This window comes from Ensifer sp. VA4 (assembly GCF_055710065.1).
In genome coordinates this window covers 209,698-236,660 of record NZ_JBVQPO010000013.1, presented here as the reverse complement: position 1 = coordinate 236,660, position 26,963 = coordinate 209,698, and the positions used below count along the sequence as shown (strand labels likewise).

The window sequence follows — 26,963 nt, the reverse complement described above, 5'->3', positions numbered from 1 at the left end:
GTGGCCGGCGCCCGCCGAACAGGGCTTGCCCCTGCACTGACGGCGATCTCCAGGGGGGCGGTCATCCGCGGAGATTCAGGGCGCAACGCTGGAACGATGGCGGCGACAGGACGTTCTCGGTAAGCTGAAACGTCCCGGCACGGCTATCGCCCCGCTCGGGGTGTCGTCGAGAAGGGAGCGCCCGATGACCAGCGCGCACCGTCAAAGCCGGAAACAGATGAAGGCCGAGCTGAAAGACAGCAAACGGCTGCAGGCCATCAGCCTCGAACTGATCAAGGACGGACGACCGCAGGCCATCTACGACACGATATTGGATGGTGCGGCCGCCATCATGCGTTCGCAATTCGCCAGCCTGCAGATGCTGCATGCCGATCGGGGGGACGGCGGAGAGCTGTGCCTGCTTTCCTATCGCGGCTTCAGCGACGAGGCAGCGCAATTCTGGCATTGGGTCAGCGTGGACCAGGCCTCCACCTGTGCGCTCGCGCTTCGCACCGGGCAGCGGGTCGTCGTTTCGGACATCGAGACGGCCGAGTTCCTGCAGGATACGGCGGACCTGGCCTACTACCGGCAGACCGGAATCCGCGCGGTGCAGACCACGCCGCTCCACTCGCGGGTCGGAGCGCTGATCGGAATGTTGTCGACCCATTGGCGACATGTGCACGCCCCGACGCAGCGGGAACTGCGCCTGCTCGACGTGCTGGCACGCCAGGCGGCCGACCTGATCGAGCGCGAGCGGGTGGAGACGGCGCTTCGGACGAGCGAAGAACGGCTGCGGACGGCGGTGGAGGTCGGCGGCCTGGGGCTCTGGGACTGGAACGTTTTGACCGGAGACGTGCATTGGAGCGACGCGCACTTCCGCATGCTGGGTTACGGCGCCGACGAGGTGACGCCCAGCTATGAACGCTGGTCCGCGCGCATTCATCCGGATGACCGCCTGGAGGCGGAGGCCGTGCTGCAGCGCGCGCGGGAGACGCACAGCGAGTTCGTCACGGAGTTTCGCACCCTGCATCCGAACGGAACCGTTCGCTGGCTGCATGGCCGCGGCCGCTTCTTCTACGACGAACAGGGGCAGACTGTGCGAATGGTGGGCGCGATAACCGACACCACCGAGCGGCGGCAATGGGAAGACCGGCAGAAGGTGCTGATCGCCGAACTGCAGCACCGCACGAGAAACCTGATGGCCGTGGTGCGCGCCGTTGCCGAAACCACCGCCCGCAGGAGCAAGGACCTGATGGATTTCAATACGCATTTCGGCAGTCGCCTGTCCGCGCTCGGCAGGGTCCAGGGCCTGTTGTCGCGCCTCACCGACCAGCAGAGGGTCGCCTTCGACGATCTGGTCCGGGCGGAGCTGGCGGCGGTGGATGCGGATATGGGCCGCGTGCGGCTCGACGGCCCCGCCGGCGTGAAGCTGCGTTCGTCGACCGTTCAAACGCTGACGATGGCCCTGCACGAACTGGCGACAAATGCCGTCGAATACGGAGCCTTGGGACAGGCCGGCGCCGCGCTTTCCGTTCGCTGGCATATCGAATCCGGAAAGGATCAGAAACTCTGGCTTCACATCGACTGGCACGAAAACGGAGTGCGCATGCCGCCGTCAGCCGCCGAGAGCGCCGGACATGGGCGCGAACTGATCGAACGGGCGCTGCCCTACCAGCTCGAGGCGAAAACCACGTTCGCCCTCGGGCCGGATGGCCTGCGCTGCACCATCGCCATGCCGGTCTCCGAGCTCAACATGGCACGATGAGGATTGCCTTCCGGGATTGCCGCGGGGACGCGTCCTGACGAACAGCCGTGCAGGCCAGGCAAGGGCAGGTAAGGGCATGGGGCTTGCCGCACCGTGCCGCCTGGTGTTAAGTGCCTGCCATCGCGAAAAGCGACTGCTTCCCTTGATCCGCTGAGTGGCGGACATGCAGTAGGCAGTCAAGCACACGCCATCCCTGCCTCGTTGAGCACGGATCGGCCAGCGTTTCCAGAAAACTCGTCGCCTGCATCGTCAGGTCACCCAATCGCAAGGCATCGGCGCCTGTCGGCGTGCGCGGGCTTGCGTCGATCGGAACGCCTCATGAAGAAATCCCTCATCGTCATTTTCACTGCCATCGTGCTCGATGCCGTGGGCATCGGCCTCATCTTTCCCATCCTGCCTTCGCTGCTGAAGGAGGTGACCCAGGCCGACAACGTGGCGCCCTATATCGGCACGATGACCGCGCTCTACGCGGTCATGCAGTTCCTCTTCGCGCCGGTGCTGGGGGCGCTCAGCGATCGGCTGGGGCGCCGGCCGGTGCTCCTGATTTCGCTGGCAGGTGCGGCCGTCAACTATCTGTTCCTCGCCTTTGCGCCCAATATCTGGATGCTCTTTGCCGGTCGCGCGATCGCCGGGCTGACGAGCGCCAACATGTCGGTCGCAACCGCCTACATCACCGACATCACGCCCGAGGACAGGCGCGCCCGGCGCTTCGGCCTGTTCAATGCGATGTTCGGCATCGGCTTCATCATCGGTCCCGTTCTCGGCGGCGTCGCCGGCGACCACTCTCTGCGGCTGCCCTTTGTCGCCGCGGCGGTGCTGAACGGCTGCAACTTGGCTCTGGCCTATTTCGTGCTGCCGGAGTCGCGCAGGCCGAGCGGCGGAAAGATCGATCTCGCCGCGCTCAACCCGCTCCGGCCGCTGCACTGGGCGTTCTCGGTGAAGCGCGTGCTGCCGATCGTCTTTCTGTTCCTGATCTTCAGCGCCACGGGCGAGGCCTACGGCACCTGCTGGGCGCTCTGGGGCAGCGAGACCTTCCAGTGGAACGGCTTCTGGATCGGCCTTTCGCTCGGCGCCTTCGGCGTCTGCCAGGCACTGGCCCAGGCGCTTCTTCCGGGACCGGCCGTCAGAGTCTTTGGCGAGCGCGGCGCCATCCTGGCAGGTGTCGTCGGGCTGTGCCTTGCCCTGACGGTCATGGCCTTTGCGACCGAGGGCTGGATGATCTTTGCGGTCATGCCGGTCTTTGCGCTCGGCGGCATCGGCGTGCCGGCGCTGCAATCGCTCGCGACTCGGCAGGTCGACGAGAGCCAGCAGGGCCAGTTCCAGGGCGTGCTGGCCTCGGCGGTGAGCCTCGCGTCGATCATCAGTCCGCTCGCCTTTTCGAGCATCTATTTCGCCGTCCGCGAGCAATGGCCGGGCGCGATCTGGCTTTCGGTCGTCGCCGTTCATCTGCTGGGCGGGCTGCTGGTTCTGCGCCTGACGAAGCCGGTGGCGGCCTCCGTCGCGTCGTAGCGCGGCGCGGGGTGGTCACGTGGATGCGGATGGAACCGCAATGGTCCCATCCGCTCCTGAGCGGAACGATGTCCCGCGGGCTATTTCGACGTGCGATCCAGCCGCATCACCTTTTCCTCGCCGAGGATCATGCCGGTCTCGCGGAAGCCGAAGCGGTGATAAAGGGTGTAAGCGCGGGTGTTTTCCGGGTAGACACCGAGATAGATGTCGCCGCATTCGGGGATCGTGGCCATGTGGTCGATGAGGGCCGAAAGCGCCTTGGCGCCATAGCCCTTGCCCTGGTGCCGGGCGTCGATCATCAGGCGGTAGATCCAATGGTTGCCGTCATCCGGATCGAGCGCATACATGGCGAAGCCGACCGGCGCGCCCTCGGCCATCACGGCGAAACCGACGCATTCGGGGCGCTCGGCGAGCTCTTCCAGCGACTCCTCGTTGCTGGCGATGAAATCCATCTGGTTTTCATGCACGTCGAGCTGTCGGATGACATCGGCATCGACGGCGTCGACGGGTAGAAGTGTAATCGTCATTCGTTTCCTCATGTTCGACGTCCGGTGCCCTTGGCGCGGCGCTTGCAGCGCGCCCCGTCATCCACGCGGTGAGGGATTGCCCCTCATCCGCCTGCCGGCACCTTCTCCCCGCCTGCGGGGAGAAGGGACACTGTGGCGCTCGCCCGCATTCATTACCCCAGTTCTCAAGATCCGGCCGTTCGCATCGCAGCCTATGCGGAACGGCGATCAGCTCGCGGTAGCGGCCGATGTCGTGAAAGCTGCCGGCTTCGCGAAGCGCCCGGGTGCGGTGGTAGACGATTTCCGCCTGGCAGGTTTGAAGCGCCCGCGGGCCGAAGGCGCAGTACCAGGCGCCGCGCTCCTCGCCGTTGAAGCGGTTGCCCGGCGGGCGCGCATGGCAGAAGGCGGCATTGATCAGCGACCAGCCATAGCCGAAGGTCTCGTTGAGGAGCTCGGCCGGGTCGACGCCGACGGGAAGCGCAAGCGGGCTCAAGCGTGCCGAGGTCATCGCCTCCAGCCGGTTGAGGATCTCGATCTCGTCGTCATCGTCGGCCAGCGGCTTGACGGCGGGTTCGTCGATATAGGCGGTCGAGATCAGCCGGACGGTCGCCGGCTCGTTGAAATCGATCTCGGCTATCATAGGCCGCCGCGCAGGCCGTCGAGATAACGCCGCACCTTCAGCATCACGGGAATGCCGCCCTCGATCATCAGATCGACGGGCGAGTGGCCATTGAAGAGCGGGCCGGTGTTGACCGCCTTCGGCCATTGATAGGTGAGCGGGCCGTTGAAGTAGAGCCGCAAGCCCTTGAAGATGCCGACGATCAGGCTGGCACGCATGCGCTTGTCCTGGTCGAGCCTGCCCTTGAAGTCACCGGCCTTCATGCGGTTCCAGGTGGCGATCGGCACATCGAAGAGCTGGGCTGCCTCCTTGTTGGTGAGGTTCCAGAGGTCGCAGGCTTTGACCACGGCCTTGACGATCACCGCCTCTTCGTGCCGGGCGGCTTGTCTATCGGGCGCGAATGCCGGTTGTGCGCTGGCCATGTTTGTCTCCTATGGAGTACAAATGCGTATCATATGATATGAAATGGCGATGTTGGGCGGGAAGTCAAGGGGCCTTGCTGGCCGTTGTCCATCCACCATGCCCCTCATCTGCCTGCGGCAAGATGCGGAACCTCAGGTGCCATCTGCGCTGGCGGGGAGGTGAAACACGGACGAGCGCGGCGGGTTTCTTTCTCACCGAAGGCGCGGCGAAGGTGGCCGGCAGGCCGGATGAGGGCGGAACCCATCAATTCAGGCCGGCACGGGCAAGTCCCTCGATCAGGCGCGCCCGATCCTCGGCGCGGACGAAAGAAGATGTTGCTCCGATCGCGTCCCGCGAGATGTCGGGAACGAGCGACTTGAGGCGTCCGAGCAAGTCCGTGGCGGCCTCCCGGTTGTCCAGAAGTCCGGCACAGGCCGTGCCGATGATCAGCGGAACCGCGTGGCCGGACCGCAAACGATGCGCCTCCCGTGCGTACTTCAATCCAAGTTCGTAATCCGCGCCCTGGAAATAGGCCATGGCGTAGTAGAACTGAAAGTCGCCAAGAAAAGCCTCGCGCGGGCTCAGTCTGAGGGCGTAGTCGATGCAAGGAATGGCGTCCGCCGCGCGGCCCCCGTTGGCATGCGCAAGTCCCAACTGGCCGTGCGCAAACGCGGAGTTGGGGTTGATCGCGACCGCCTGGCGGATCGCTGCCATCGCCAGGACATTGTCACGCGTCGCAAAGGCGATCATCGCCTGCGCAAGGTAAGTCCACGGTTCCTTATCGTCGGCGGTAATGGCTTGCTGGACGAGATCCCTGGCAAGGGTCAGGGCGGATCCCATGTCCTCCCACCCCTGGAACGCGCGCCACATGGTAATCCAACCTTTCATGGCGAGCGCCTGGGCATAACCGGGAGCCAGTTCGATTGCCCGATCGAGCAGCGGGAGCATCTTCCCACTGCTCTCCTCAGACAGTTGGGAACACAGGAACACCGACCGCACGACACATTCCCAGGCATCAAGGCCCTGATGCGGCTTGGGGCTTTCGCGGGCATGCTCCGCCGCCAGGAGTTCCGGTCCGATGCGGCCGACGACGCTTGCGGTGATTTCGTCCTGAATGCTGAAGATGTCGCCGAGTTCGCCGTCGTACCTTTCGGCCCAGAGATGGACGTCGGAGGCCGCATCGATGAGCTGCGCGGTGACCCTCATGCGATTGCCGGACTTGCGGACACTCCCCTCGAGAACATAGCGGACCCCGAGTTCGTGCCCGATGGCGCGCACATCCACGGGCTTTCCCTTGTAGGTAAACATCGTGTTGCGGGCGATCACGAAGAAGCCCTTGAGCTTGGATAGCGCGGTGGTGATATCCTCGGTGAGTCCATCGCTGAAGAAGTCCTGCTCCGGGTCGGCGCTCATGGCGCTGAACGGCAGCACGGCAATGGATGGTCGGTCCGGAAGTGCGGGCCTGGGCGATTCCGGTCGTGCGGTCGTCCCTTCCAGAAGGGCGCGGTACAGTCGCACCGGCCTCTCCATGTTCTTGAGCGCGCGTTCGCCGAGGTACTCGTAGTCGCAGTCAAGCTTGCCCTGGAGGTGATCGTAGGCCGTGCCGGAAATGCAAATGCCGCCTGGGTCCGCCAAGGTCTGGAGGCGGGCGGCGATGTTGACGCCATCGCCGTAGAGATCCCCATCAGCTTCGTGGATCACATCACCGAGATTGACGCCGATCCGGAAGATGATGCGCCGCTCCGTCGGGATATCGGCCTGGTTCCCGGCAACCCCCTTCTGGATGGCGACCGCGCATGCGACGGCATCGACGACCGAGCCGAACTCCACGAGCGCACCGTCGCCCATCAGCTTGACAATACGGCCCTGATGCTCGGCCAGCAGCGGATCGATCACCTCCCGGCGCAGAACCTTGAGGGCCGACAACGTCCCAGTCTCGTCATGTTCGACGAGGCGGGAATAGCCGACGACGTCAGCGGCCAGGATCGCGGCCAGCCGCCGCTCTGCTCTTGCAGTTGCCATGGCTGTCTCCCCCTCAGGAGATCCGCCGCATGAAGCCCAGGCGATTGACGCGAGATGCACCATCCGGCTGCCCGACACCGCGATCGTGCGGGTTCATGATACCACTGCGACGGTCACATGGCGACGCTTCACGAGGGGCCGCCACTCTCGATGCACCCTCAGGAGATGGCATCAGCCTTCATCGGAATCGTGTGGCACTTGCTCCATAGGCCGAAGAAGCATTGGCTCGGCGGATGGGGCACCGTCCTCTACAAATGCGGCCCCAGCAGCGACAGGTCGGCCTCGCCGAGCCGGTCCTTGGCGGTCCAGAGCTGGTGCCAATAGGGGTAGATCACCGGCGGCAGGCTGACGGCGTCGAGCAATTCGCGATCCTCGTCGGAGAGCTTCAGTTTGGCGGCGGCGAGGTTATCGCTGAACTGGGCCTCGGTGCGGCCGCCGATGATGACTGAGGTGACGCCCTTGCGGCCGATCAGCCAGGCGAGCGCGACCTGCGCCGGGGAGACGCCGCGTTCGCCTGCAATCGCCACCAGCATGTCGACGATCTTCCACAGCCGCTCCTCGTCGCGGATCGGCGGCTCGTTCCAGCCGGCGAGCTGGCGGGTTCCCTCCGGCGTCTCGCCCCGCCGGTGCTTGCCGGAGAGCAGGCCGCCGGCGAGCGGGCTCCAGACGAGCACCCCGAGCCCCTGGTCGATCGAGATCGGCATCAGTTCGTATTCGGCTTCGCGGGCTTCGAGCGTGTAGTGGATCTGCTGGCTGACGAAGCGCTGCCGGCCTTCGAGCGCGCTGATGCCGAGCGCCTTCATGATGTGCCAGCCGGAATAGTTGGAGCAGCCGATGTAGCGGACCTTGCCGCTGCGAACCAGGCTGTCGAGCGCTTCCATCGTCTCTTCGAGCGGCGTCTCGCCGTCCCATTCGTGCACCTGGTAGAGATCGATGACGTCGGTCTTCAGCCGCTTGAGGCTTGCCTCGCAGGCGGCGATCAGGTGCTGGCGCGAGAGGCCGCCGTCATTCGGTCCCGGGCCCATGGAAAAGCGCGCCTTGGTGGCGATGAGCACGCCGTTCTTGCGCTTGCCGCCGAGGACCTCGCCGATGATCTCCTCGCAATGACCGGTCGAATAGATATCGGCGGTGTCGATCAGGTTGACGCCGACGTCGAGGCAGAGATCGACAAAGCGGCTCGCCTCCTTGAGGCCGACATTGCCGACCTCGGCAAACTTGCCGCGGCCGCCGATCGTCATCGTGCCCATGGTGATAACAGAGATTTTCAGGCCGGAACGGCCGAGCAGCCGGTATTCCATGGTCTCGGGTCCTTTGCTGGTTCGGGCGGAGCGAACGGGGACACAGGCCTCCGTCGTGGATCGAGCCGAAGATGACGGAGCCCGTAAGGTAGCAGCCTGTGGCGGACGGGCAAGGTGTGCAGGGGCCGTCGTGCCTTGCCATCGGGTGTTGCGGCTCTTGAGGCTAATTCGGCGCCAAGAACCGGCGGAGGGTACGGCTGGCCTCGTCTCCGTCGCCTTCCCGATCGGCACGCCGCCGGCGCAGGTGAAGTAGGGCAGGGTCAATTGCTTTGAGGTGGCGCGGCCCCTCATCCGCGCGGTGAGGGGCATGCCTCTCATCCGCGCGGTGAGGATGCCCCTCATCCGCCTGCCGGCACCTTCTCCCCGCAGGCGGGGAGAAGGGAGGCGCGGCGCGCGCTCGCTTCAACAGGAGGCGACCGTCATTTTTCTCCGGCGGCGGCTTCGTTCGACAACGCGGCGGTAGGGTCCGTTCCCTCGCCCCGCCTGCGGGGAGAGGGTTAGTCCTCGGGTTGAACCCGAGGAGAGGGGCAGACGCCACCTGGAGCAAGCGTAATCGACAGCGAACGGAAGGCGGCCGCGTCTTGTCTTTCCGATTCACCAAAGCGATCCATTTCCTTGTAATCGCTTACCTTTCCGCCGTGCCTACATCTCGAAAAACCGTGCCGGCATCAGGTTCTTGTAGGGGAACATGTGGAAATACGGCCGGGCTTCGGCGAGTACGCGGCGCACGGAGGCGCGCTCGAGCAGGCGTTCGAAATAGGCTGCGAGATGCGGATGTTTCTCGTCGAAGGGCTCGACGATGCCGCCGTAGAAGAGCGCAGGCGTGGCGGCGCAATCGGCAAGGCTGAAGGCATCGCCGGCGGCGAAGGTGTTCTCAGTGAAATGCTTGTCGGCCATGCCATAGGCAACGGCAAGGGAGGCGCGGGCGTCGCTGACGCCGCGATGGTCGTTTTCACCGGACGCACGCAGCGTATCGGTGACGATCTTCTGCATCGGCACGTGGATATAGAGATCGAAGAAGCGATCCCAGAGGCGCACCTTCAGCGCCGCGTCGCGATCGTCGGGGATCAGCCGCTGGCGGCCGGGATAGTGGCGATCGAGATACTCGATGATGATGGAGGTCTCGGGCATCACGACGTCACGCGCGCTGTCGGTCAGAACCGGCATCTTGCCGACCGGCCAGAGTGCGGCAAAGCGGGCCGCCTCCTCGGGATCGAGCAGATCGACCAGGCTGCTCGTGAAGGGGGTCTCGTTCTCGTAGAGCGCAATCAGCACCTTGTGGCAGAAGGACGCGAGCGGATGCTGGTAAAGCGTGAGGGACATGCGGACGGTCTCCGGTTCGGACGATTGCAATGGGGCGCTTCGAGAGAACTAGCGCCACGCTATCGGTTGTCTATATACTGATATGAATATTTAACTGGTATAATATTGCAAGCAGACTATGGCGACTGACGGCGTCGCTTGTCAACGCGGTGGGGACAGGAACTGTGCCGAATTTGCGCAGGGCCATTTGAAAGCGCGAAAGCTGCCCTAGAATTAGTAGAGTAAGGGCGTCGCAACGCTCGGCGCCGCTACAGCACCGCGCGTCTTCATCGGACGTGCAAAGGTCGCTGCATGTCTCCTTAAATCGACGTCGATTTAAGGAGACATGCATTGGCAATCGCGACAGGGGAGGATCGCCGATGCGCTGCTTCACGGTACTTGGGCCCTCACAGACCGGAAAAACCACGCTGGTCGAAAAGCTGGCCGGTCTGGAGGGGGCCTCCAGGAAAGCTGTTTCACCCTATGGACTGAATATCACGGAATTCGAGTTTGGCGGCGACCCCTGGTGTGCGCTCGACGCACCCGGCGGAACCGAGGCGCTCGGCCATGCGCAGCATGCGTTGGTCGCCAGCGACGCCTGCGTGCTCTGCGTCTCGCCGGCGCCGGACGAGGCGGTGCTGGCCGCCCCCTATCTCAAGGTGATCGAGGCCTCCGGCACGCCCTGCATTCTCTTCATCAACCGCATGGACGAGCCGCGGGCGCGGCTGCGCGACGTGATCGCGGCCCTCCAGGACTATTCCGGCCACATGCTGCTCCTGCGCCAGGTGCCGATCCGCGAGGGCGACAGGATCGTCGGCACCTGCGACCTGATCTCCGAGCGCGCCTGGCGCTACCGCGAAGGGCAGACCTCGGCGCTGATCGAGATCCCCGATACGGTGATGGAGCGCGAGAAGGAGGCGCGCGCCGAACTGCTGGAACATTTCTCCGAATTCGACGACTGGCTGCTCGAAGAGCTGATCGAGGATCGGGCGCCGGCGAACGACACGATCTACGCGATCTCCACGCGGCTCCTGAAGGAAAACCGGATCATCCCGGTGCTGGTGGGTTCCGCGAGCCATGCCAACGGCATCATGCGGCTGATGAAGGCACTGCGCCACGAGGCGCCTCAGGTCGATGCGCTGCGCACCCGTCTGGCGGCCGCCGGCTCCATCGCCGAGGGCGCGCTTTCGGCCGTCAGCTTCCATGCCTACCACCGCGCCAATGTCGGCAAGACCGTGCTGGTGCGGGCACTGACCTCCGGGATCAAGCAGGGCTCGACGCTCGGCGGCGGCAGCCTCGGCTCGTTGCAGGACCCGGCGACCGGCAAGCCGCTGCCAAACGCCACGCCGGAGGAGGGCGCGATTTTCGCCGCGGTCAAATCCGAGCACCTGCCGGTGCCGGCGCTGCTTGCCGGCAACAGCACGGCCGAGGCCCCGGATTGGACCGTGCCGCCGACGCCGATGCTGGAGCGTATCCTCGTGCCCGACAGCGAGCGCGACGAGACCAAGCTTTCCGGCACGCTCGCAAAACTCGCCGAGACGGACCGCGGGCTCGTGGTCATGCAGGAGGAGGGAACCGGCGCGCAACTGGTCTGCGTGCAGGGGCCGATGCATCTGCGCGATCTCTGCAGGACGCTGGCCGAGGTCTTCCATGTCGGCGTCACCGACAGGCCGCCGAGCCCAACCTATCGCGAGACGGTGCTGAAACCTTCCGACGTGCATTACCGCCACCGCAAGCAGACGGGCGGCGCCGGGCAATTTGCCGACGTCAAGCTCAGCGTGCATCCGAACGAGCGCGGGGCCGGCTTCTCCTTCGCCGAGACGGTGAAGGGCGGTGCGGTGCCGCGCAACTTCATCCCGGCGATCGAGGCCGGCGCGCGCGAAGCGATGGAGAAGGGGCCGCTCGGCTTTCAAGTGATCGATGTCGGCGTGACGCTGACCGACGGCCAGCACCATTCGGTCGACAGCAACGACTTCGCCTTCCGCGCGGCGGCGAAGATGGGCGTGCGCCAGGCGCTGTCGCAGGCGTCCGCCGTGCTGATGCAGCCGGTCATCCGTATCGAGATTCACATCCCCTCGATCTATTCCGGCAGCCTGGTGCCGATCGTCTCCACCTACAAGGGCCAGGTGCTCGGCTTCGACCGGGACGAGACCGCCAAGGGCTGGGACATCTTCCGCGCGCTGGTGCCGGGATCGGCACTCGACGAACTGGCCCGGGCGCTCAGGGCGGCGACCCAAGGGATCGGCTATTTCTCCAAGAGCTTCGACCATTTCGAGGAACTCTACGGCAAGGAGGCCGATGCGGTGATCCACGCGCATGGGGCGCAGCACGCGGGGTGAGAAGCGGTCAACGCAGGCGGGTTGCGTGACAATTGCCGGGCGGCCCCCGTCTGCATGGGCAGCTTCTGCGTCCCCACCGGCAGCACGTGGAAATGTCGCCAACCATCGTGCCAAGGGCAGCATTGCGCCGGGTAGATCGCGGACCCGCCTATCAGTTCGCATGACAGGGCTACCCGCGGCCTGACGTGACCAGATACCCCCGCCCAGCGGGTCAGAACAAAAGGACGTCGTCGGAGCTGAGACTGGAGAGATCCACCCCCTCAAGCAGGATGCCATCCCGGCTCCCGAAGCCATAGGAGACGAAGACGCCACCCTCCGTGTCCGAGGCCAGCGAGAGAAAGCCGTCGAAGTCGCGGATGCCCATCGCCCGCGCGGCGCTTCGGTCGAACCGCAGCACATCGCCGCTCTCCGAATCGAAATCGACCACGTGGTCGATGCCGTTGCCGCTCAAGTCGCCGCGGTTCCAGATGAAGGTATCGGCGTCCACCCCGCCGATTAAATAGTCGGCGCCGCGCCCGCCCCAGATTTGGTCGTTGCCCGCCCCGCCGATCAAACGGTCGGCGCCGCCGCCGCCCCGGATTTCGTCGTCACCAGCCCGACCGTCGATGAGATCGTCGCCGTAATTGCTGGTGAGGACGTCGTTGCCGGCGCCGCCGCGCAGCGTATCGTCATTCTGTTCGTACAAATTCGTGACCACCCGGAAGCTTTCGATCCCGCGGAACACCAGGCTCGGACCCATCATGCCGGCCATCGCGTCGAAGTCGATGGCGCCCATGACATGGTCTGCCGCGATATGCAGCGCGTCGTCGCCGCCGCCGCCTTCGATGACGCCTTCGGGGCGGAAGAGCCGGATCAGATCATTGCCCTCGCCACCGTCGATGAGATCGACACCGCCGCGGCCAATGAGCGTGTCGTCGCCACCGTTGCCGAGCATCACGTCGTCGCCGGAACCGGCATCGAATTGATCCCTGCCGCTGCCGCCGATCAGGACATTGTCACCTTCGCCGGCAAAGACCGAGGCCATCATATGTGACGAGCCGAAGACCACGTCGTCGCCGCTGCCGAGCGTGATGTCGACCTTCTCGAAGCCGCGGAAAACGAGGCCGGTCGAGGCCGTGCCCCGTTCGAGGTCGACGGTGATGTCCTGGGGCTCGCCGTGATGTTGCAAGGAGAGCGTATCGTTGCCGGCGCCGCCGTCGGCCTCCGCTGTGCTGAATGTCGTGATGACGACATCGTTGCCGGTCCCGCCATAGAGGCGGTTGGCGCCGACGCCGTCGCTGATCATGTCGTCGCCGTCGCCGGCATAGACGACGTCGTCACCGAGAGCGATCGGGCCCACGTCGAGCGCCCATGCCGTCCCGATCACATCGTTGCCGGCGCCGGTCGAGATCCAATCGTCGCCCAATGTGCCGGAGATGAAGTCGGCGGCTCTCCCGGTCGTCAGCACCAACCGCTCGATGTTGCTGAAGAAGATATGATCGGTGAACTGAGGCGTGAAGCCGATCATGGCGTGGCCGGAAACACCATTAAACCGCACCGGCTCGGTTCTCGTCGACAGGTCGACGACGAACGTATCGAAGCCCGCGCCGCCCGTCACAGCTCCGCCGACTCCGCGGAGCACGATCGTGTCGTCTCCCTCTCCGCCATCGAGCCTGTCATAGCCGCTTGCACTCGTCAGGAAATCGTCGCCGGCGCCGGCATCGAGGAGGTCGTTGCCTTCACCGCCATCGAGATCGTCATTGCCGACAAGCCCCCACAGCCGGTCGATCTCCGGTCCGCCGCGCAGTCTGTCGTCACCTTTCGTTCCAATGATGTTCGTCATGACCGGCTCCCTCCAATGTCTTGGAGAGAACTTATAGCTTAGTGAGATCACTACAGAACAACTGGCCAAGAGAAAAATCTGATTAATCTTATTAATCTGTAACAGTGTAAAAAGATATATTTCAAAATTACATCTATAATGCAGTAGATATAATTGAATACCCGAATCACCCCTCCATTCAGCCGAGCGTCGAATAGCCTCGACACTGCGCCGATAGACCCGGCTGGCTCGGCTCTCAGGCTTTTTTCTCTGATGCCATCAGGGGGGAGCTACCGGCGCGCGGTCAGTTTTGCGCTGAGCTCCCGCCATGGGCAGAGCCTTGCCGGCGGAGCGTTGTAAAGGAAGGGCAACAACGGGCCGACTGCAGACGATGGCCCAAGGCTGAAATGCGCCAAATTGAGACCTGACCGAGATCTCCTGTGCGTGACGGGCTCTCTTGCGCGAACCGGATCGCCGTTCTCACGCGCGCCTTTGCCGCAACCTCCTCGCGATCGCGAGGAGGTTGAGAGTTCTCCAGCGAATCGAGCTCTCGCGGGCGCATGCCGCGATCGAACCGACCGCGCGCTCGAACGCGGCCTCATTGCGCGCCAACAGATCGTTTCTGGCAGCGGAGGTTCGACCCGCTGCCAGAAACGTTTCAACCGGTGGCCTGCCTATTTTGCCGGTGGCTTGTAGGAAGATGCGATTTTGCTCGCCTTCTCTTGCGCAGCCTTGAATTCCGCGCCCGTGAAGGCTCGCACGGTTTTGACATTCGATACGGCTCCCGATGCGCCAACGACGAGAAGTGCGGGGATCAGGTCAGCACCATCGTCGAATTCCGTGATTGCCATCCAGTCGGTTTCGCCGGTCGTGACGTAGAAAGAATGCAGTTTCCCGCCCGCTGCTTCCATGATGTCACGGGCCGCCATTTCTCGGTTCGATGGATTGTCAACCATTCCCTTCGCTGACGTGGCTGTATAGCACCCTGTGGTTACGAACAGTGGCATAACACATCCTCCCTCGATAATTGGCAGATCAGGTGATCTGCCGAATACTCACTATCTCAAAAAACGTGGCGTTAGACGAGCGTCGGACTGCTCTTGGGCGCGTTGCGTTTCTGGGACAGCCTACGGAAGCGCCCGATGGCTCAAGCCGCCATGCGTGGCGCGAATGCTCGCGTCACGCCGCCAGGCTGGCGATCCTGGGGATGAGCCAAAGCATCGCGCTGGTGCCGATCCCGTAGGCAATTACCCGGCGCGCAAGGGCAGGGCGGAAGCTGACGATTGCGCGCGCCGCCCCGGCAATTGCCAGAGCCGCGGCAACGAAGATGAGCTGCCCTGCCTCGACGCCGAGGTTGAAGGTCAAGAGGCTGAGCGGCACGTCCGATTGCGGCAATCCGATCTCCTTCAGCGCGCCGGAGAAGCCGAAGCCGTGCAGCAGGCCGAAGGCAAAGGCAACGAGCCAGGGATAGGCTTCGGAGAGGCGCAGTTCGTTCGGCTTGGCCTTGAGCAGTTCGCTTGCGACGAAGGCAATGCTGAGGGCGATCGTCGCTTCGACCGGCTTCTGGGGAAGGCTGAAGTAGCCGAGCGATGCGCCGGCGAGCGTGATGCTGTGGGCGACGGTGAAAGCGGTGATCGTCTTGAACAGCATAAGGCGGTCATGGATGAGCAGCATCAGCGCAAGCACGAAGATCAGGTGATCGAAGCCGAGCAGGATGTGCTCGACGCCGAGCAGGAAATAGGTCCGGGCGACTTCGAGGCTGGTCTGCGCGCCGGCCGCCGTGAAGGAGGGCGCCTCGGGCAAGAGACGGCCGACCTCCGTGCCGCCATTCTCGTATTCGATGCGCACCAGCGCTTCGGTCAGTGTCGCCTCGAGCCCGTCGATGACGATCTCGCCCTCCCGCAATCCCCCCGCGCAGTCGACGGTCCAGCGCTCCAGATAGGCACTGCCTTCGAAGGTCCGTGTCGGCGTGGCCCTTTCGACGCATTGTTTCGGCAGATGCGCGTCGAGCGCCAATCGCATCCGGCCCTGTGCCGGCACCTTCCAGAGAACGGTGAAGGCGTCGGGCTCCGTTTCGCGCATGTCGAGATAGGCCGGGCGAACCTCATGGGCCATGGCCGAGGCGCCGACGAGTGGGAGGAGAGGCAGGGCGAGAAGGGCGCCAAGCTTTCTCAAGGGTTGTCTCCCGCGGCCGTGGGGGCTTCGACGCTGACCTCATAGCGCGCCAGCAATTCGCCGAAGCGTTGCTGTTCGAGTTCGCTGCGTCTCGCGTTTTCCCACTCCCTTGCGACCTCGTCGCGGATGTCAGCGAGTTGCGGCACCCGGCCCGGCCTGTGCTCCGTGACCCGGACCAGATGGAGGCCGAAGCTGCTGGTGAGTGGCCCCGTCCACTGGCCGAGCGGCGCCTTTTCGAGCCCGTCGGCGAGCGCGCCGCCAAACATCTGGTCGATCGCCGCCTTGCTCGTGAGCTGGACCGTCGCGGGAAGCAGGGAAGCATCGCCAAGCGAAGCGGGGTCGGCCATGTCGTTACTGCGAAGTTCCGCAAGCAAGGCGACGGCGTCCCTGGCCATCGTGTCGCCGTGCCGGGCCGGATTGAGGAAGACCTGCTCGAATGCCAGCTTCGCATCGGTGGCGAAGGCCGCCGGATTGGCCGCGAGATAAGCCTCCAATTCCGGATCGGTGACCGTTACCGGGACGGCGTCGGCGGCGTTCAGGAACTCGATCTTCTGGCGCAGGCGGCGGCGTACGACCGTGTCGTCCCGGTCGAGCCCGAGTTCCAGCGCCTGGCGCACCAGGACTTCCTCCTTCACATAGTCGTCGATCATGCCCTTCAGCTCGTCCGCCGTCGGCGAGCGCTGCCAGGTCTTGGTGAAGACCGTGGCCATCTGCTCGATCTTCGAGGCGCTGACGACGATTTTATCCGGGTGATCCGCGTCACCGCGCAGAAGCCCGTGCGCGGCGAAAATCAAAAGCGCAAGGGCCAGGAAATGGACCAGCGGCTCTCGTGATAGGCGTTTCAGCATGGCCGTCTCCGCTCGCTCGACGGATGGGGGCGGGCGCACGGTTCTTGTGCGTCCGCCTGCATGCCGTCATCCATCTCCCGGATTATGGCGTGTACCAGATGGGCGAGGTGTAGGCGCGCTCGGTCACGGTCATGCGCGTGCCTTCCAGCGGCTTCGTTCCGAAACGCTTGGCGTCATAGGCCGTCCACCGCGGCGTCGGGATTTCAAGAACGCGGCCGTAGTAGAATGCCTTCTGCTTCGGGTCGAACTGCGGATCCTTCCAGACCGCGATCAGCTCCGGCGCACCGATGGTGTTGGTCCAGGTCGCGTTCGCGACATCGACGGTATCGCCGACGGAAGGCACCTTGCCGTCCGGCCCCGGCTTGCGGTCGCCGCCCCAGGCGACATCATAGACCTGTTCGTGCGTTTCGCCCTTGTCGTCGAGCCAGCCCTTGACGATCTGGTAGCGGTCGAGATTGGCGCCGATCGGGTCGCGGAGCGCGGCGACGAGAAATGTCGGGGTCTTGCCCTCGGGTGCCGCCGTCAGGTCGCCGCCCATCGGCACGCCCTTGGCATAGCCGATGACGCCGGGATTGCGGCCTTCGGCATCGGCCGGTTCGAAGTCCCAGCCGCCGAAGAAGCGCACGAGCATGCGCGGGCCCGTCGTCGCATAGGTCTCCTTGCGCTGCATGGCGTCCCAGATGGATTCGCGGGTATTCTCTTCGGCCCAGACGGCCGCGTAGCCGGAGGCGCCGACTTCCCAGTCCATCACGGTGATATTGGTCTTGGCGTCCTTGACGAAGGTCGCCGTCAGCCGTTCCGGGCTCGGTTCCTGCGGCGTCGTCTTGCCGAAGAAGTTCTCTTCCTCCATGGCCGTCAGGCCGGTATGGGAGTCCGAACTGCCCACCAGCCCGAACTTGTAAGGATTGGTGCCGAGCTGAGCTTCGAGCTTGAGGCCGTTCTTGAAGGCCGAGCGGGCATATTCGAATTCGAGCATGTCAGGCGTCTTGCGCTCGCTGGCATCGAGGTTGCCGAAGTCCCAGATCTCGAAGTTCGCGAACTCGTCATTGGGCGAGAGCGTCGGGTGAGCCTCGCCGGTGCCCTTGGTCTGGGTTGTCTCATAGAGCCTTTCCCAGCGGGCGCGTTGCTCGACATAGTCCTTGTCCACCGGCTTGCCGGTGAAGGATTCGATCATCGGGAACATGCGCCCGTTGGACAGGTTGCCGTTGTGGGCGATCGCCAGCACATTGCCGCCGGTCTTGTCCTCGTAGGCCTGCATCCACTTCCACAGGTCGCGCGGATTGTCGCTGCCGAGCGGCTTCAGCGTCGTATAGGGCACCACTTCGCTCGCCTTGTCGCCATTGTCGCGGAAGATGACGTTGCGGTGCAGGTTGTTGCCCGCCGTGTTCGATGTCCATTCATAGCCGATGAACGCCGTGAAGCGGCCGGGCTCGTTATATTCCTCGGCCGCCTTGATCGTGTCCTGCCAGGCGTTCTTGTAGGGGCGCGTGTCGGGCCCGTAGATCATCGATTTCGGCAAGGTGCCCTTGCCGAAGCTGAAGATGATTTCCAGCGCGGCCTTTCCGCCCTGGCCGGATTTGATCATCTCATACCAGGTCTTGGCCTGCGGGTCGGAGATCACGTCCGGCTTGCCGGCAAAGAGGTCCGGGAACATGCCCATGTTGTCGGAATGGTCGGCGACCACCAGGAAGTCGAGCGGGCGCGACAACTTGGCGGGCTGGCCGCTCGACGCCATGACCTCTTCGCCACGGGCAAAGCGATAGGCATCGCGTGGCGTCAGCCGCGCCCCAAAGGCTCCGGCGTCGAACGAGGCTCCGGTATGAAGATGCGTGTCGCCGAACAGCGGACGGGTCGGAAAATTGCGACCCGCATAGGGCGAATAGAGCGGCTTGGCAGCAAAGGCCTTTTCGGCCTTGGCCGCGTCCAACGTGCCGGTATCGCCGTGGTCCTGCGCGGCTGCCGAAAGCGCCGGACCGAGGCTCAGAATGCTTGCAAGAAGGAATTTCGCAGACTTGTTTCTCATCGCATTCCCCTCCGTGCGGCACGGCCGCTTCGCGAAAGACTGAGCTGCTGCGCGAAGACAATCGCACATTGTAGTCGGGGCATCCTTGACTTAAGTCAAAATGACCAAAGTGATTAGGGCAGCGCAGCCAGCCATCTTCACCGACCGGGTGAAGGCGGCGCATGTGATCCGCCGGGTGCTTCTGCGCCAGATCGCCATCACCAACTATGTCAATCCGTTCTGAACGGGCGAAGCTGCGCAGGTCCCGCCCGCAGGATGACGGACGAGGGGAAGCCGAATGCCTTGCAGCAATGCAATTCCGGGCGGAAAACCGCTTCGCACTTTTCCTGGAATTGCCTGGCTATATGACGCAATTCCGGACGGAAAACCGCTTCACACTTTTCCTGGAATTGCTTAGCCGCCAATCGGTAGGGCGGGCGTCCGGCGAGCGCCTCGCCCATGCGGATCTCGGCAAGGCCGGCGCCGTAAAAAGGGGCGTTGTCGAAATAGCGGATACCGTCGTTCCAGGCGGCTTCGACGGTCGCGAGCGCTTCCTGGGGGCCGCCGGGGCGGGAGCGAAGGTCGCCCCAACCGTCGACGGCAAGCCCCCGAATGCATTTTACCAGTTGTTGTAACCGCGAATCGGGCAACTGGGGTGAAGACCGAAGATGATCGTGCGACGGTGCGACCCTCTAATTTCGATCCATTGATTGGTGGTTCGACCGACTCTGGCGCCCTCCAGGCCCTCGGCCCGCGCTATCGCCAAGGCCCGTTGCCGGGTGCAAATGCGGCGCTGCGCGCGGCGATCGCGATAGTAGCGGTCACGATAGTAGCCGTCGCCGCCATAATCCTCGTCGTAATAGCGTCGGCCATCGTCATATCTCGGCCCATCGCCATCGATATAGAACTCGACGCCCTGAGCCAGTGCTGCGCCCGGTATCAGCGACGCGAGCAGCAGGCTGATCGAAATGATCTTCTTCATGTATGTCACTCCTAAACGGCGGTGCCATTTAGCGCTCGTATTTATGAACGCAGCCAGAACGGAATTGTTCATGCAGCGAAAAATCCGTGCCGATCGCCGGCGTGCTCGCATCGCTATCCGTGAGTCCAGCTCAAATGCGCATGTTTTTTGTGTGATTCACATTTGCCTGTGTCGGCCTCAGCCGCCTTCCTTCGTCCTTGGAACACACGAACAGAGGACCAGGCCGCATGAAGCTCTATTTCAGCCGCAACCCCAATCCTCGGCTCGCAGTCGCCACTGCCCGCTTTCTAAAGGCGGAGGTCGAGCTTGCATTTGCCACGCCGCAGGCTGCGGGTGAGCGGGCGCGCTACGAGGCGCTCAATCCAAATCTGCTTCTGCCGATCCTGGAGCATCCCGGCCGGCCGCTTTGGGAGACGGATGCGATTGCCTGTTACCTTTCCCGCCAGACCGGCTCCAGCTTCTGGCGCAGGGATGACGACGAGCCGGAGATGATCCGTTGGATGAGCTGGGGCAAGGAGAACTTCGTCAGAGCATGCGACATGGTGCATTGGGAGCGGGGCACCAAGCTGCGCTACGGTATCGGCCGTTGCGACGAAGCGATGGTGGAGGAGGGGCTCAAGGCCTTTCACAAGGCGGCCGGGATCCTCGAGGCGGAACTTTCCGGCCGCGCCTGGCTGGTGGGCGACACGGTCTCCTTTGCCGATTTCCGCATGGCGACGTTCCTGCCTTTCAATGATGCCGCGCGGCTGCCGATCGGGGACTATCCGGCGCTCACGCGCTGGGCCGGGCAACTGGACGAGATCGAGGCCTGGCGCGATCCGTTCCGCGGGCTGGTCGCGCCGGAACTGCCGCCGATACCGGGCTGAACGGGCAGTTTGTACATCTTCGAGCCCTGTTGCATGATGGCGCCCACCGGGCGCCAGCCGCGTCCCGTCAAGCGCTGCAATCGGCCGTCCGGCCGGCGTTTGCGGAGAGGAACAGCGGTCAAATGGCGGCTGCACCCATTCCCGGTCGAATCCCGAAAGGTGTTTCGCTTTTTTTAGGAAAGCGGGATTTGCCGTCCTTCAGTACCTTTTTGGTTGTCCCGCGGGAGACGGGGCAATCACAAAGGTATGGAGGAGATACCCTTGGCAAGCATTGCAGAGGAAAACGCACTACCGGAGAATCCCGAAGACGAACGGCTGAGCATCGGCGCCAATCTGGCCTACGGCCTGCAGCACGTCTTGACCATGTATGGCGGCATCGTCGCCGTTCCCCTGATCCTCGGCCAGGCGGCCGGGCTTAATTCCGCCGATGTCGGCCTGCTCGTCACCGCCTCGCTCTTTGCCGGCGGTCTTGCGACCATCCTGCAGACGATCGGCCTGCCGTTCTTCGGCAGCCGCCTGCCGCTGGTGCAGGGCGTCTCGTTCTCGGGTGTGGCGACGATGATCGCGATATCCGGCAATGGCGGCATTCCGGCGGTCCTTGGCGCCGTCATCGCGGCCTCGCTGATCGGCCTCCTGATCACGCCGGTGTTTTCGCGCGTCACGCGCTTCTTTCCGCCGCTGGTGACCGGCATCGTCATCACCACCATCGGCCTCACGCTGATGCCGGTGGCGGCACTCTGGGCCATGGGCGGCAACAAGGCGGCGCCGGACTTCGGCAGCACCGCCAATATCCAGCTTGCGGCGGTAACGCTGATCATCGTGCTGCTCTTGAGCAAGCTCGGCAATGCTGCGATCTCCAGGCTTTCGATCCTGCTGTCGATCGTGATCGGCACCGGCATCGCCTATGTGGCCGGCATGACCGACTTTTCGCAGGTGGCAAACGGCCCGGTCTTCGCGCTGCCGAAGATCTTCCATTTCGGCTATCCGACCTTCGAACTTGCCGCGATCATCTCCATGCTGATCGTCATCATGGTGACGCTGGTCGAAACCTCGGCCGACATTCTTGCCGTCGGTGAGATCGTCGAGACCAAGGTGGATTCGCGCCGGCTCGGCGACGGGCTTCGCGCCGACATGCTGTCGAGCATCCTGGCGCCGATCGTCGGCTCCTTCACCCAGAGCGCCTTTGCCCAGAATGTCGGCCTGGTGGCGGTCACCGGCGTCAAGAGCCGCTATGTGGTGGCAACGGGCGGCCTGTTCCTGGTGACGCTCGGCCTGCTGCCGATCATGGGGCGCGTCGTTGCTTCCGTTCCGACCTCCGTCCTCGGCGGCGCCGGCCTCGTGCTCTTCGGCACGGTTGCGGCCAGCGGCATCCGCACGTTGTCCAAGGTCGAGTATAACAACAACATGAACCTGGTGATCGTCGCCACCTCGATCGGCTTCGGCATGATCCCGATCGCAGCGCCCGGCTTCTACGAGCATTTCCCGGCCTGGGTCGCGACGATTTTCCATTCGGGCATCTCGTCGGCCGCCGTGATGGCGATCCTGCTCAACCTCCTGTTCAACCACCTTACGGCAGGCAATTCCGACCAGCAGTCGGTCTTCGTCGCGGCAACGGAGCGGACGATCCGCTACCAGGACATCGCCCGCCTGCACCACGGCGACTACTTCCTCAACGGCAAGCTCTACGATGCCAAGGGCATCGAGGTGCCGCTGGTTGCCGCGGAGGCGCATTGAACCGGCTCGATCTCTGGAACCCGCAATCCCGGACCGCAAAGCCGGGATTGTTTTTGAAATACGCAATCCCCAGGAAAACCGCTTCGCACTTTTCCTGGGATTGCTTTGAGCCCCGCAATCCCCAGGAAAACCGCTTCGCACTTTTCCTGGGATTGCTCTGAGACCCGCAATCCCCAGGAAAACCGCTTCGCACTTTTCCTGGGATTGCTTTGAGACCCGCAATCCCGGACGGAAAACCGCTTCGCACTTTTCCTGGGATTGCTTTGAAACCCGCCATTCCGGGCAGGAAGCCGCTTCCTGTTTTTCCTGGCGTTGATTGAAAACCCGACAAAAGGACATTGGGAATGACACAAGCAACCGACAACTACCAACTCCTCGACGCGCTGCTCTCCACCATGGAGCGCGGCATCATCCCGGCAACGGAAGCGGGCGTTGCCGCCGGCAACAAGATCTTCGGCGCGGCACTCATGCGCAAATCCGACCTTTCGACCGTGCTCGTCGAGACCAACAACGAGACGGAAAACCCGCTCTGGCACGGCGAAGTGCACACGCTGAAGCGCTTCTACGAGATCGAAGGCAGCGCGCGGCCGGATAGCCGCGACCTCATCTTCCTCTCCACGCACGAGCCCTGCTCGATGTGCCTGTCGGCGATCACCTGGGCGGGCTTCGACAATTTCTATTACTTCTTCAGCCATGAGGATTCCCGCGACTCCTTCTCCATCCCTCACGATCTCAAGATCCTGAAGGAGGTCTTCACGCTGGAGCCCGGCGGCTACAACCGGACGAATGCGTTCTGGAAGGGCCAGTCGATCCACGCCCTGATCGATGGCCTGCCCGAGCCGCAGCGCAACGAACTGAAGTGCCGCGCCGATGCGATCCGCGCCAAATATGACGAACTCTCGGCCGCCTATCAGGCAAGCAAGGACGGCAATGCCATCCCGTTGAACTAGAGCGCCGTGCGTTCTTATGAACGCACTAAGGTCGCTCTAGCACTTTGTTTCTAGAGCATCTTTCCGCTTCCAGTGGTTCCACTTGAGAGCGGATGCTCTAGACCTGAACGGGCGGCGTTTTCCGCTGCGGGTCACCTGCCGAATGCCGGGCCATTTCATTGTCCATGCTATTCAATGAAATGGCCTATTTCTTTGAAAGATTGCGCATTCCTGCCGACGCGGGCAGGTGCTAGGTTCCCCGAAACTCAGTCGCGTTTTTGGGGGAATCGCGTGAACTGGTCCAAACCTCTCAGAGTGCATCTCAGCGTGCTCGTCGTCGCGCTGTTGCTTCTAACGGCGACGCCGATCATCTGGATGGCGTTCAGCCAGGGGCGGCAGGCGGCGATCCTCGCCGGCGAGAAGCACATGCGGGAGATGAGCCTGCGGCTGATCGAAGGATACCGGAACGCGCTGGAGGGCGGCCAGGAGGCGGTTGCGCTTGCGTCCACGGTGCCGCAGCTTGCCGTCGCGCCGCCCGGAGACCTGGAGCCGAAGACACAGTTCTTCCTGGAAGTGCTCAGAAGCGTTTCCAACGCGACGAGCATCTATGCCGGCTATCCCGACGGCTCCTACCTGCAGGTGATCAACACGGAGAGGGACTATGTCCGCCAGAGCCTCCGCGCGCCGGCGGGCACCGCGTTTGCCGTGCGGGTGCTTGCCCATGGGCAGAGCGCTGGCCTCGTGTCGACGCTCCGGTTTCTCGATGGCGAAGCGCGTCCGATCGGCGAGCGCCCGTTCGAGCGGACGAATTTCGATCCGCGGCAGAGCCCCTGGTACCAGGCGGCGCTGCGAAGCGGCGAGCCGGTTTCCGTCGGACCCTATGTCACCGGAACCCTCAAGGTGCCGACCCTGGCTTTGGCAACCCCCTTGAAGGGGGCCAGCAGCATCGTTGTCGGCACCAACATTCACCTGCAGACGGTCAGCCGCCTGCTCGATGCGCGGCAGATTTCGCCGCGGGCAAGGTCCTATGTCATCGGCAGCGATGACAGGCTCGTGGCCCATTCCGACCCGGCGCTCATGAGCACGATTCTCGGCGCCTGGTCGGGCGGCGGTGGGGCCAACATGCTAAGCCTCGATCCGAGCCTCGACGTCGTCGCCCGGCTGCGCAAGGAGGCAGCCTATGCGGGCGGAGGTCTTGCCGAAACCGATCTCGCCGGGGAGCGCTATCTGATCCAGATGGCGCCGGTCAGCGTTTCCGGCCTGTTCAAAGGCAGCTCGGTCGCAATCGTCGTGCCGCTGCAGGACCTTGTGGCCCAGGCGAACCGGCTGCTCATCCGCAACCTCCTGATTGCTGCCAGCCTGCTGGTGGCTGGCGTCGTCGGGTCGGTCCTGCTGTCGCGCGTGATCAGCCGCACGCTCTACCGGCTGGCGGACGAAGCGCGGCGGATCGGCGATCTGAACTTTGCCGGGAAGGGGACGCCGCATTCCTTTATCACCGAGATCAACACGCTGGCTGGCGCACTGGCCGCCAGCCGCCATGCCATTCGCCAGTTTGCGCTCTACGTGCCGCGCGAAGTGGTGCGGCGGATCGTCAATCCACGCGGGGAGGCGGTCGCCAAGGCGGCGCGGCAGGAGGTGACGGTGCTTTTCACCGACATCCGCGACTTTACCACCATATCCGAGCGGCATTCGCCCGAGGACGTGGTGGACATCCTCTCCGCCTATTTCGAGGAGCTGAACGGGATTGCCGAAGCGCATGCCGGAACGGTGGTGCAATATCTCGGCGACTCCCTGTTCGCCATGTGGAACGCACCCGTTGCGGATCCGCGGCATGCGGAAAACGGCTGTCGCTCAGCGCTCGCGATGAAGGCGGCGGTCGAGCGTCTGAACGAGGCCAACCGCCGGAGCGGGCGACCGGAATTGTTCACCCGCTTCGGCCTGCATACCGGCCCGGCCGTCGTCGGCAGCTTCGGCGCGATCTCGCGCCAGCAATACACCGCCATGGGCGACACGATCAACGTCGCCTCGAGGCTCGAAGGATTGAACAAGGAGTTCGGCACAACGATCCTCGTCAGCGGCGCCGTGCGCGACGCCGTTGGCGATGCCTTTGCCTTCCGGGCGATCGGGCTCATACCGGTGAAGGGGCGCCACGAGAAGGTCGACCTCTGGGAGCTCGTGGGTGAGAGGGCCAGCTAGAGCGCGGTGCGTTCATATGAACGCTTTGAGGACACTCTAGAACATTGATTCTAGAGCATCTTTCCGCCTTCAAGTGATTCCACTTGAAAGCAGGACGCTCTAGTAAAGCGTTCTGCGATAATCCTCTTCCAGATCGTCGTCCATTTTGCGCATCTCTTCCTTATCCGTGGGTGCGCCAGTTGTTTCGTCCAGAATGATTTTTACGAGCGACGGCATCTCGGCCCGATCTTGGAAATGATCCGGGCTCCACAAATGAGAGCGCCGGAAGGCCTTGGCGCAGTGCATGAAAACCTCACTCACCCTAACCACGATCGCGAGTTTAGGCGCGCGATCGTTGACAACCATGGTCTTCAGAAGTTCGGGGTCATTTACCAGAGTGGCCTGCCCATTCACGCGTAACGTATCGTCAAACCCCGGGATGATGAACAGCAGCCCGACGCTCGGATTGGCGATGATATTGACCAGGCTGTCGAGGCGGTTGTTGCCCGGACGGTCGGGTATCGCCAGCGTATGCTCATCCAGGATTTTGACAAAACCGACAGGGTCGCCGCGGGGACTGACGTCTGCTTTTCCATCCAGATTTTGTGTGCCGATGCACAAGAAGGGCGAGCGCCTAATAAACTCTTGCGCGTGTTCCCCGAGAGTGTCCTGACATTTCAGTATTGCCAGACCATGTGTCGCATCAAAAAGACTTCTGAGAGATTGTTCATCCGTTATCGTGAATTCTTCATTGAGCTTGAGCCCCTTCATTGTCCTGCCTTTCGAAATTGGCTTGATCAGTCAGTTCCTCGGGATTCCCTAGCCAGCGCCCCAGTTTCTCAACGTTTCCGATGCGCGCTTCATTAATGAGGTACGTACCTCACGAGCAGCAGTATCGTCAAATCTCGATGCGGTCAAGAAGGCCAAGTTTGACCGATTACTGAAGTTGCAGAGCCGATATGGACCGCATTTGTGCAAGCGTCATTCCGGCGCAACGCCGAAAGCCTGTTACGGCTTTCTCGATGAAGGGAGGTCGTGGGGGCGCTGGGTCGAGCGCATCCTGTGCGAGACGCGCGGACGCTTCAGCGTTCGGCCAGAAAGCCGGAAACCATCGACCGGAAGGCGTCGATCGCCTTCGGCAGCACCGCCTTCGGATCGTCGCTGGCAGCCACCCAGAGAGCGGCGTTGAGAGCGGCGCCGCTCAAGAGCCTTGCCGCGGCTTCCGGGTCGACGGGTTTCAGGATGCCCTTTTCGAGCAGGCGCTCGACGGTCTGCCGCGTCGCGAGCAGGCAGCTGTTCTGGCTCGGCCATTTCGAGGGGTCGCCGAGCACCGCCGGTCCATCGAGCAGCACGATCCGCTGGACCTCCGGATCGAGCGCCATCTCGATATAGGCGGTGCCTTCGGCGAGCATCGCCTGCCAGCCGTCTTCCTTGCTGCTGCCGATCTCCTTGGCGCGCGCGGCCATTTCGCTGTCGATCTGGTTGACCACGGCGGCGAGCAGCCCGCGCTTGTCGCCGAAATTGTGGTAGAGCGCGCCGCGCGTCAGGCCGACATCGGCGGTGAGTTCATCCATCGAGGCCGCGGCATAGCCCTTTTCCGCGAAGGCCTTGCGGCCCGCCGCGATCAGCTTGGCGCGGTTTTCTTCCATCGTCTCCTGGCGGCGTCTGGCCATGCGGTCCTCAAATTCATATACGATGCGTATATGAATT

The 26,963-nt window shown here is 63.5% G+C and carries 22 protein-coding genes and 2 pseudogenes; 8 read left to right on the top strand and 16 right to left on the bottom strand.

Going from position 1 to position 26,963, the window contains the following annotated elements; all coding sequences use genetic code 11:
• Nucleotides 1-184 precede the first annotated feature (184 nt).
• Entirely contained in the window at nt 185-1,744 is a 1,560-nt protein-coding gene (locus tag AC0C6X_RS23500) for a sensor histidine kinase (protein WP_472955458.1), read from the top strand.
• Nucleotides 1,745-2,062: 318 nt separating this feature from the next.
• Complete coding sequence (locus tag AC0C6X_RS23495; protein ID WP_472955456.1) at nt 2,063-3,253, top strand: TCR/Tet family MFS transporter; 1,191 nt, start codon at nt 2,063-2,065, stop codon at nt 3,251-3,253.
• Between the two features lie 80 nt (nt 3,254-3,333).
• Here AC0C6X_RS23495 and AC0C6X_RS23490 read toward each other — a convergent pair whose 3' ends face one another.
• From AC0C6X_RS23490 to AC0C6X_RS23465, 6 genes are all read right to left on the bottom strand, one after another.
• On the bottom strand, nt 3,334-3,780 hold the full coding sequence (locus AC0C6X_RS23490) for a GNAT family N-acetyltransferase (RefSeq protein ID WP_173517007.1): 447 nt from the start codon (nt 3,778-3,780) through the stop codon (nt 3,334-3,336).
• Entirely contained in the window at nt 3,713-4,399 is a 687-nt protein-coding gene (locus AC0C6X_RS23485; protein WP_472955454.1) for an RES family NAD+ phosphorylase, read from the bottom strand. The genes AC0C6X_RS23490 and AC0C6X_RS23485 overlap by 68 nt, the downstream gene beginning before the upstream one ends.
• Nucleotides 4,396-4,800, bottom strand: coding sequence for an antitoxin Xre-like helix-turn-helix domain-containing protein (locus AC0C6X_RS23480; protein ID WP_173517005.1), 405 nt, complete (start codon nt 4,798-4,800; stop codon nt 4,396-4,398). The genes AC0C6X_RS23485 and AC0C6X_RS23480 overlap by 4 nt, the downstream gene beginning before the upstream one ends.
• A gap of 244 nt (nt 4,801-5,044) precedes the next feature.
• A complete protein-coding gene (locus AC0C6X_RS23475) occupies nt 5,045-6,802 on the bottom strand; it encodes an adenylate/guanylate cyclase domain-containing protein (protein ID WP_472955451.1) in 1,758 nt (585 codons plus the stop codon).
• A gap of 248 nt (nt 6,803-7,050) precedes the next feature.
• On the bottom strand, nt 7,051-8,100 hold the full coding sequence (locus AC0C6X_RS23470; protein ID WP_472955449.1) for an aldo/keto reductase: 1,050 nt from the start codon (nt 8,098-8,100) through the stop codon (nt 7,051-7,053).
• A 642-nt stretch (nt 8,101-8,742) separates the two neighbouring features.
• A complete protein-coding gene (locus tag AC0C6X_RS23465; RefSeq protein WP_472955447.1) occupies nt 8,743-9,423 on the bottom strand; it encodes a glutathione S-transferase family protein in 681 nt (226 codons plus the stop codon).
• A 359-nt stretch (nt 9,424-9,782) separates the two neighbouring features.
• On the opposite strand from AC0C6X_RS23465, the gene AC0C6X_RS23460 reads away from it, so the two are divergent.
• Nucleotides 9,783-11,741, top strand: coding sequence for an elongation factor G (locus tag AC0C6X_RS23460; protein WP_472955446.1), 1,959 nt, complete (start codon nt 9,783-9,785; stop codon nt 11,739-11,741).
• Between the two features lie 211 nt (nt 11,742-11,952).
• On the opposite strand, the gene AC0C6X_RS23455 is transcribed toward AC0C6X_RS23460, so the two are convergent.
• The 6 genes and pseudogenes from AC0C6X_RS23455 to AC0C6X_RS23430 form a co-directional block, all read right to left on the bottom strand.
• On the bottom strand, nt 11,953-13,563 hold the full coding sequence (locus AC0C6X_RS23455; RefSeq protein WP_472955444.1) for a calcium-binding protein: 1,611 nt from the start codon (nt 13,561-13,563) through the stop codon (nt 11,953-11,955).
• A gap of 439 nt (nt 13,564-14,002) precedes the next feature.
• Nucleotides 14,003-14,148: pseudogene (locus AC0C6X_RS23450) on the bottom strand (DUF2277 family protein); the annotation flags it as partial.
• A 68-nt stretch (nt 14,149-14,216) separates the two neighbouring features.
• A complete protein-coding gene (locus AC0C6X_RS23445; RefSeq protein WP_472955442.1) occupies nt 14,217-14,549 on the bottom strand; it encodes a GYD domain-containing protein in 333 nt (110 codons plus the stop codon).
• 172 nt (nt 14,550-14,721) lie between these two features.
• Nucleotides 14,722-15,717: a HupE/UreJ family protein gene (locus AC0C6X_RS23440; RefSeq protein ID WP_472955441.1), complete on the bottom strand. Its 996-nt coding sequence runs from the start codon at nt 15,715-15,717 to the stop codon at nt 14,722-14,724.
• Complete coding sequence (locus AC0C6X_RS23435; protein ID WP_472955439.1) at nt 15,714-16,565, bottom strand: peptidyl-prolyl cis-trans isomerase; 852 nt, start codon at nt 16,563-16,565, stop codon at nt 15,714-15,716. The genes AC0C6X_RS23440 and AC0C6X_RS23435 overlap by 4 nt, the downstream gene beginning before the upstream one ends.
• A gap of 82 nt (nt 16,566-16,647) precedes the next feature.
• Entirely contained in the window at nt 16,648-18,588 is a 1,941-nt protein-coding gene (locus tag AC0C6X_RS23430; protein ID WP_472955437.1) for a DUF3604 domain-containing protein, read from the bottom strand.
• Between the two features lie 100 nt (nt 18,589-18,688).
• On the opposite strand from AC0C6X_RS23430, the gene AC0C6X_RS23425 reads away from it, so the two are divergent.
• Nucleotides 18,689-18,811 carry a hypothetical protein gene (locus tag AC0C6X_RS23425; protein WP_282439069.1) on the top strand — a complete coding sequence of 41 codons (123 nt, stop codon included), beginning with the start codon at nt 18,689-18,691 and terminating at the stop codon, nt 18,809-18,811.
• A 190-nt stretch (nt 18,812-19,001) separates the two neighbouring features.
• Here AC0C6X_RS23425 and AC0C6X_RS23420 read toward each other — a convergent pair.
• Together AC0C6X_RS23420 and AC0C6X_RS23415 are read right to left on the bottom strand one after the other, a co-directional pair.
• A pseudogene (locus AC0C6X_RS23420) lies at nt 19,002-19,121 on the bottom strand (aldo/keto reductase); the annotation flags it as partial.
• Between the two features lie 65 nt (nt 19,122-19,186).
• The gene (locus tag AC0C6X_RS23415) at nt 19,187-19,549 is read right to left on the bottom strand and encodes a hypothetical protein (RefSeq protein WP_472955435.1); all 363 of its coding nucleotides are present in this window, start codon (nt 19,547-19,549) and stop codon (nt 19,187-19,189) included.
• A 227-nt stretch (nt 19,550-19,776) separates the two neighbouring features.
• Here AC0C6X_RS23415 and AC0C6X_RS23410 point away from each other — a divergent pair, with 227 nt between their 5' ends.
• The 4 genes from AC0C6X_RS23410 (at nt 19,777) to AC0C6X_RS23395 (ending at nt 25,274) form a co-directional block, all read left to right on the top strand.
• Nucleotides 19,777-20,415, top strand: a complete 639-nt coding sequence (locus AC0C6X_RS23410; RefSeq protein ID WP_247960219.1) for a glutathione S-transferase family protein — start codon at nt 19,777-19,779, stop codon at nt 20,413-20,415.
• 261 nt (nt 20,416-20,676) lie between these two features.
• Nucleotides 20,677-22,149, top strand: a complete 1,473-nt coding sequence (locus AC0C6X_RS23405) for a nucleobase:cation symporter-2 family protein (RefSeq protein WP_472955433.1) — start codon at nt 20,677-20,679, stop codon at nt 22,147-22,149.
• Nucleotides 22,150-22,493: 344 nt separating this feature from the next.
• Nucleotides 22,494-23,099: a deaminase gene (locus tag AC0C6X_RS23400; RefSeq protein WP_472955431.1), complete on the top strand. Its 606-nt coding sequence runs from the start codon at nt 22,494-22,496 to the stop codon at nt 23,097-23,099.
• A 270-nt stretch (nt 23,100-23,369) separates the two neighbouring features.
• Nucleotides 23,370-25,274, top strand: coding sequence for an adenylate/guanylate cyclase domain-containing protein (locus tag AC0C6X_RS23395; protein WP_472955429.1), 1,905 nt, complete (start codon nt 23,370-23,372; stop codon nt 25,272-25,274).
• A 99-nt stretch (nt 25,275-25,373) separates the two neighbouring features.
• Here AC0C6X_RS23395 and AC0C6X_RS23390 read toward each other — a convergent pair whose 3' ends face one another.
• Nucleotides 25,374-26,024, bottom strand: coding sequence for a pyridoxamine 5'-phosphate oxidase family protein (locus AC0C6X_RS23390; RefSeq protein WP_173516989.1), 651 nt, complete (start codon nt 26,022-26,024; stop codon nt 25,374-25,376).
• Between the two features lie 311 nt (nt 26,025-26,335).
• Nucleotides 26,336-26,926: a TetR/AcrR family transcriptional regulator gene (locus tag AC0C6X_RS23385; RefSeq protein WP_472955427.1), complete on the bottom strand. Its 591-nt coding sequence runs from the start codon at nt 26,924-26,926 to the stop codon at nt 26,336-26,338.
• Between the last annotated feature and the right edge of the window lie 37 nt (nt 26,927-26,963).

Coding starts and splice junctions, on each gene's coding strand:
- AC0C6X_RS23500 (WP_472955458.1), top strand. CDS start 185: ATGACCAGCGCGCACCGTCAAAGCCGGAAACAGATGAAGGCCGAGCTG.
- AC0C6X_RS23495 (WP_472955456.1), top strand. CDS start 2,063: ATGAAGAAATCCCTCATCGTCATTTTCACTGCCATCGTGCTCGATGCC.
- AC0C6X_RS23490 (WP_173517007.1), bottom strand. CDS start 3,780: ATGACGATTACACTTCTACCCGTCGACGCCGTCGATGCCGATGTCATC.
- AC0C6X_RS23485 (WP_472955454.1), bottom strand. CDS start 4,399: ATGATAGCCGAGATCGATTTCAACGAGCCGGCGACCGTCCGGCTGATC.
- AC0C6X_RS23480 (WP_173517005.1), bottom strand. CDS start 4,800: ATGGCCAGCGCACAACCGGCATTCGCGCCCGATAGACAAGCCGCCCGG.
- AC0C6X_RS23475 (WP_472955451.1), bottom strand. CDS start 6,802: ATGGCAACTGCAAGAGCAGAGCGGCGGCTGGCCGCGATCCTGGCCGCT.
- AC0C6X_RS23470 (WP_472955449.1), bottom strand. CDS start 8,100: ATGGAATACCGGCTGCTCGGCCGTTCCGGCCTGAAAATCTCTGTTATC.
- AC0C6X_RS23465 (WP_472955447.1), bottom strand. CDS start 9,423: ATGTCCCTCACGCTTTACCAGCATCCGCTCGCGTCCTTCTGCCACAAG.
- AC0C6X_RS23460 (WP_472955446.1), top strand. CDS start 9,783: ATGCGCTGCTTCACGGTACTTGGGCCCTCACAGACCGGAAAAACCACG.
- AC0C6X_RS23455 (WP_472955444.1), bottom strand. CDS start 13,563: ATGACGAACATCATTGGAACGAAAGGTGACGACAGACTGCGCGGCGGA.
- AC0C6X_RS23445 (WP_472955442.1), bottom strand. CDS start 14,549: ATGCCACTGTTCGTAACCACAGGGTGCTATACAGCCACGTCAGCGAAG.
- AC0C6X_RS23435 (WP_472955439.1), bottom strand. CDS start 16,565: ATGCTGAAACGCCTATCACGAGAGCCGCTGGTCCATTTCCTGGCCCTT.
- AC0C6X_RS23430 (WP_472955437.1), bottom strand. CDS start 18,588: ATGAGAAACAAGTCTGCGAAATTCCTTCTTGCAAGCATTCTGAGCCTC.
- AC0C6X_RS23425 (WP_282439069.1), top strand. CDS start 18,689: ATGACCAAAGTGATTAGGGCAGCGCAGCCAGCCATCTTCACCGACCGG.
- AC0C6X_RS23415 (WP_472955435.1), bottom strand. CDS start 19,549: ATGAAGAAGATCATTTCGATCAGCCTGCTGCTCGCGTCGCTGATACCG.
- AC0C6X_RS23410 (WP_247960219.1), top strand. CDS start 19,777: ATGAAGCTCTATTTCAGCCGCAACCCCAATCCTCGGCTCGCAGTCGCC.
- AC0C6X_RS23400 (WP_472955431.1), top strand. CDS start 22,494: ATGACACAAGCAACCGACAACTACCAACTCCTCGACGCGCTGCTCTCC.
- AC0C6X_RS23390 (WP_173516989.1), bottom strand. CDS start 26,024: ATGAAGGGGCTCAAGCTCAATGAAGAATTCACGATAACGGATGAACAA.
- AC0C6X_RS23385 (WP_472955427.1), bottom strand. CDS start 26,926: ATGGCCAGACGCCGCCAGGAGACGATGGAAGAAAACCGCGCCAAGCTG.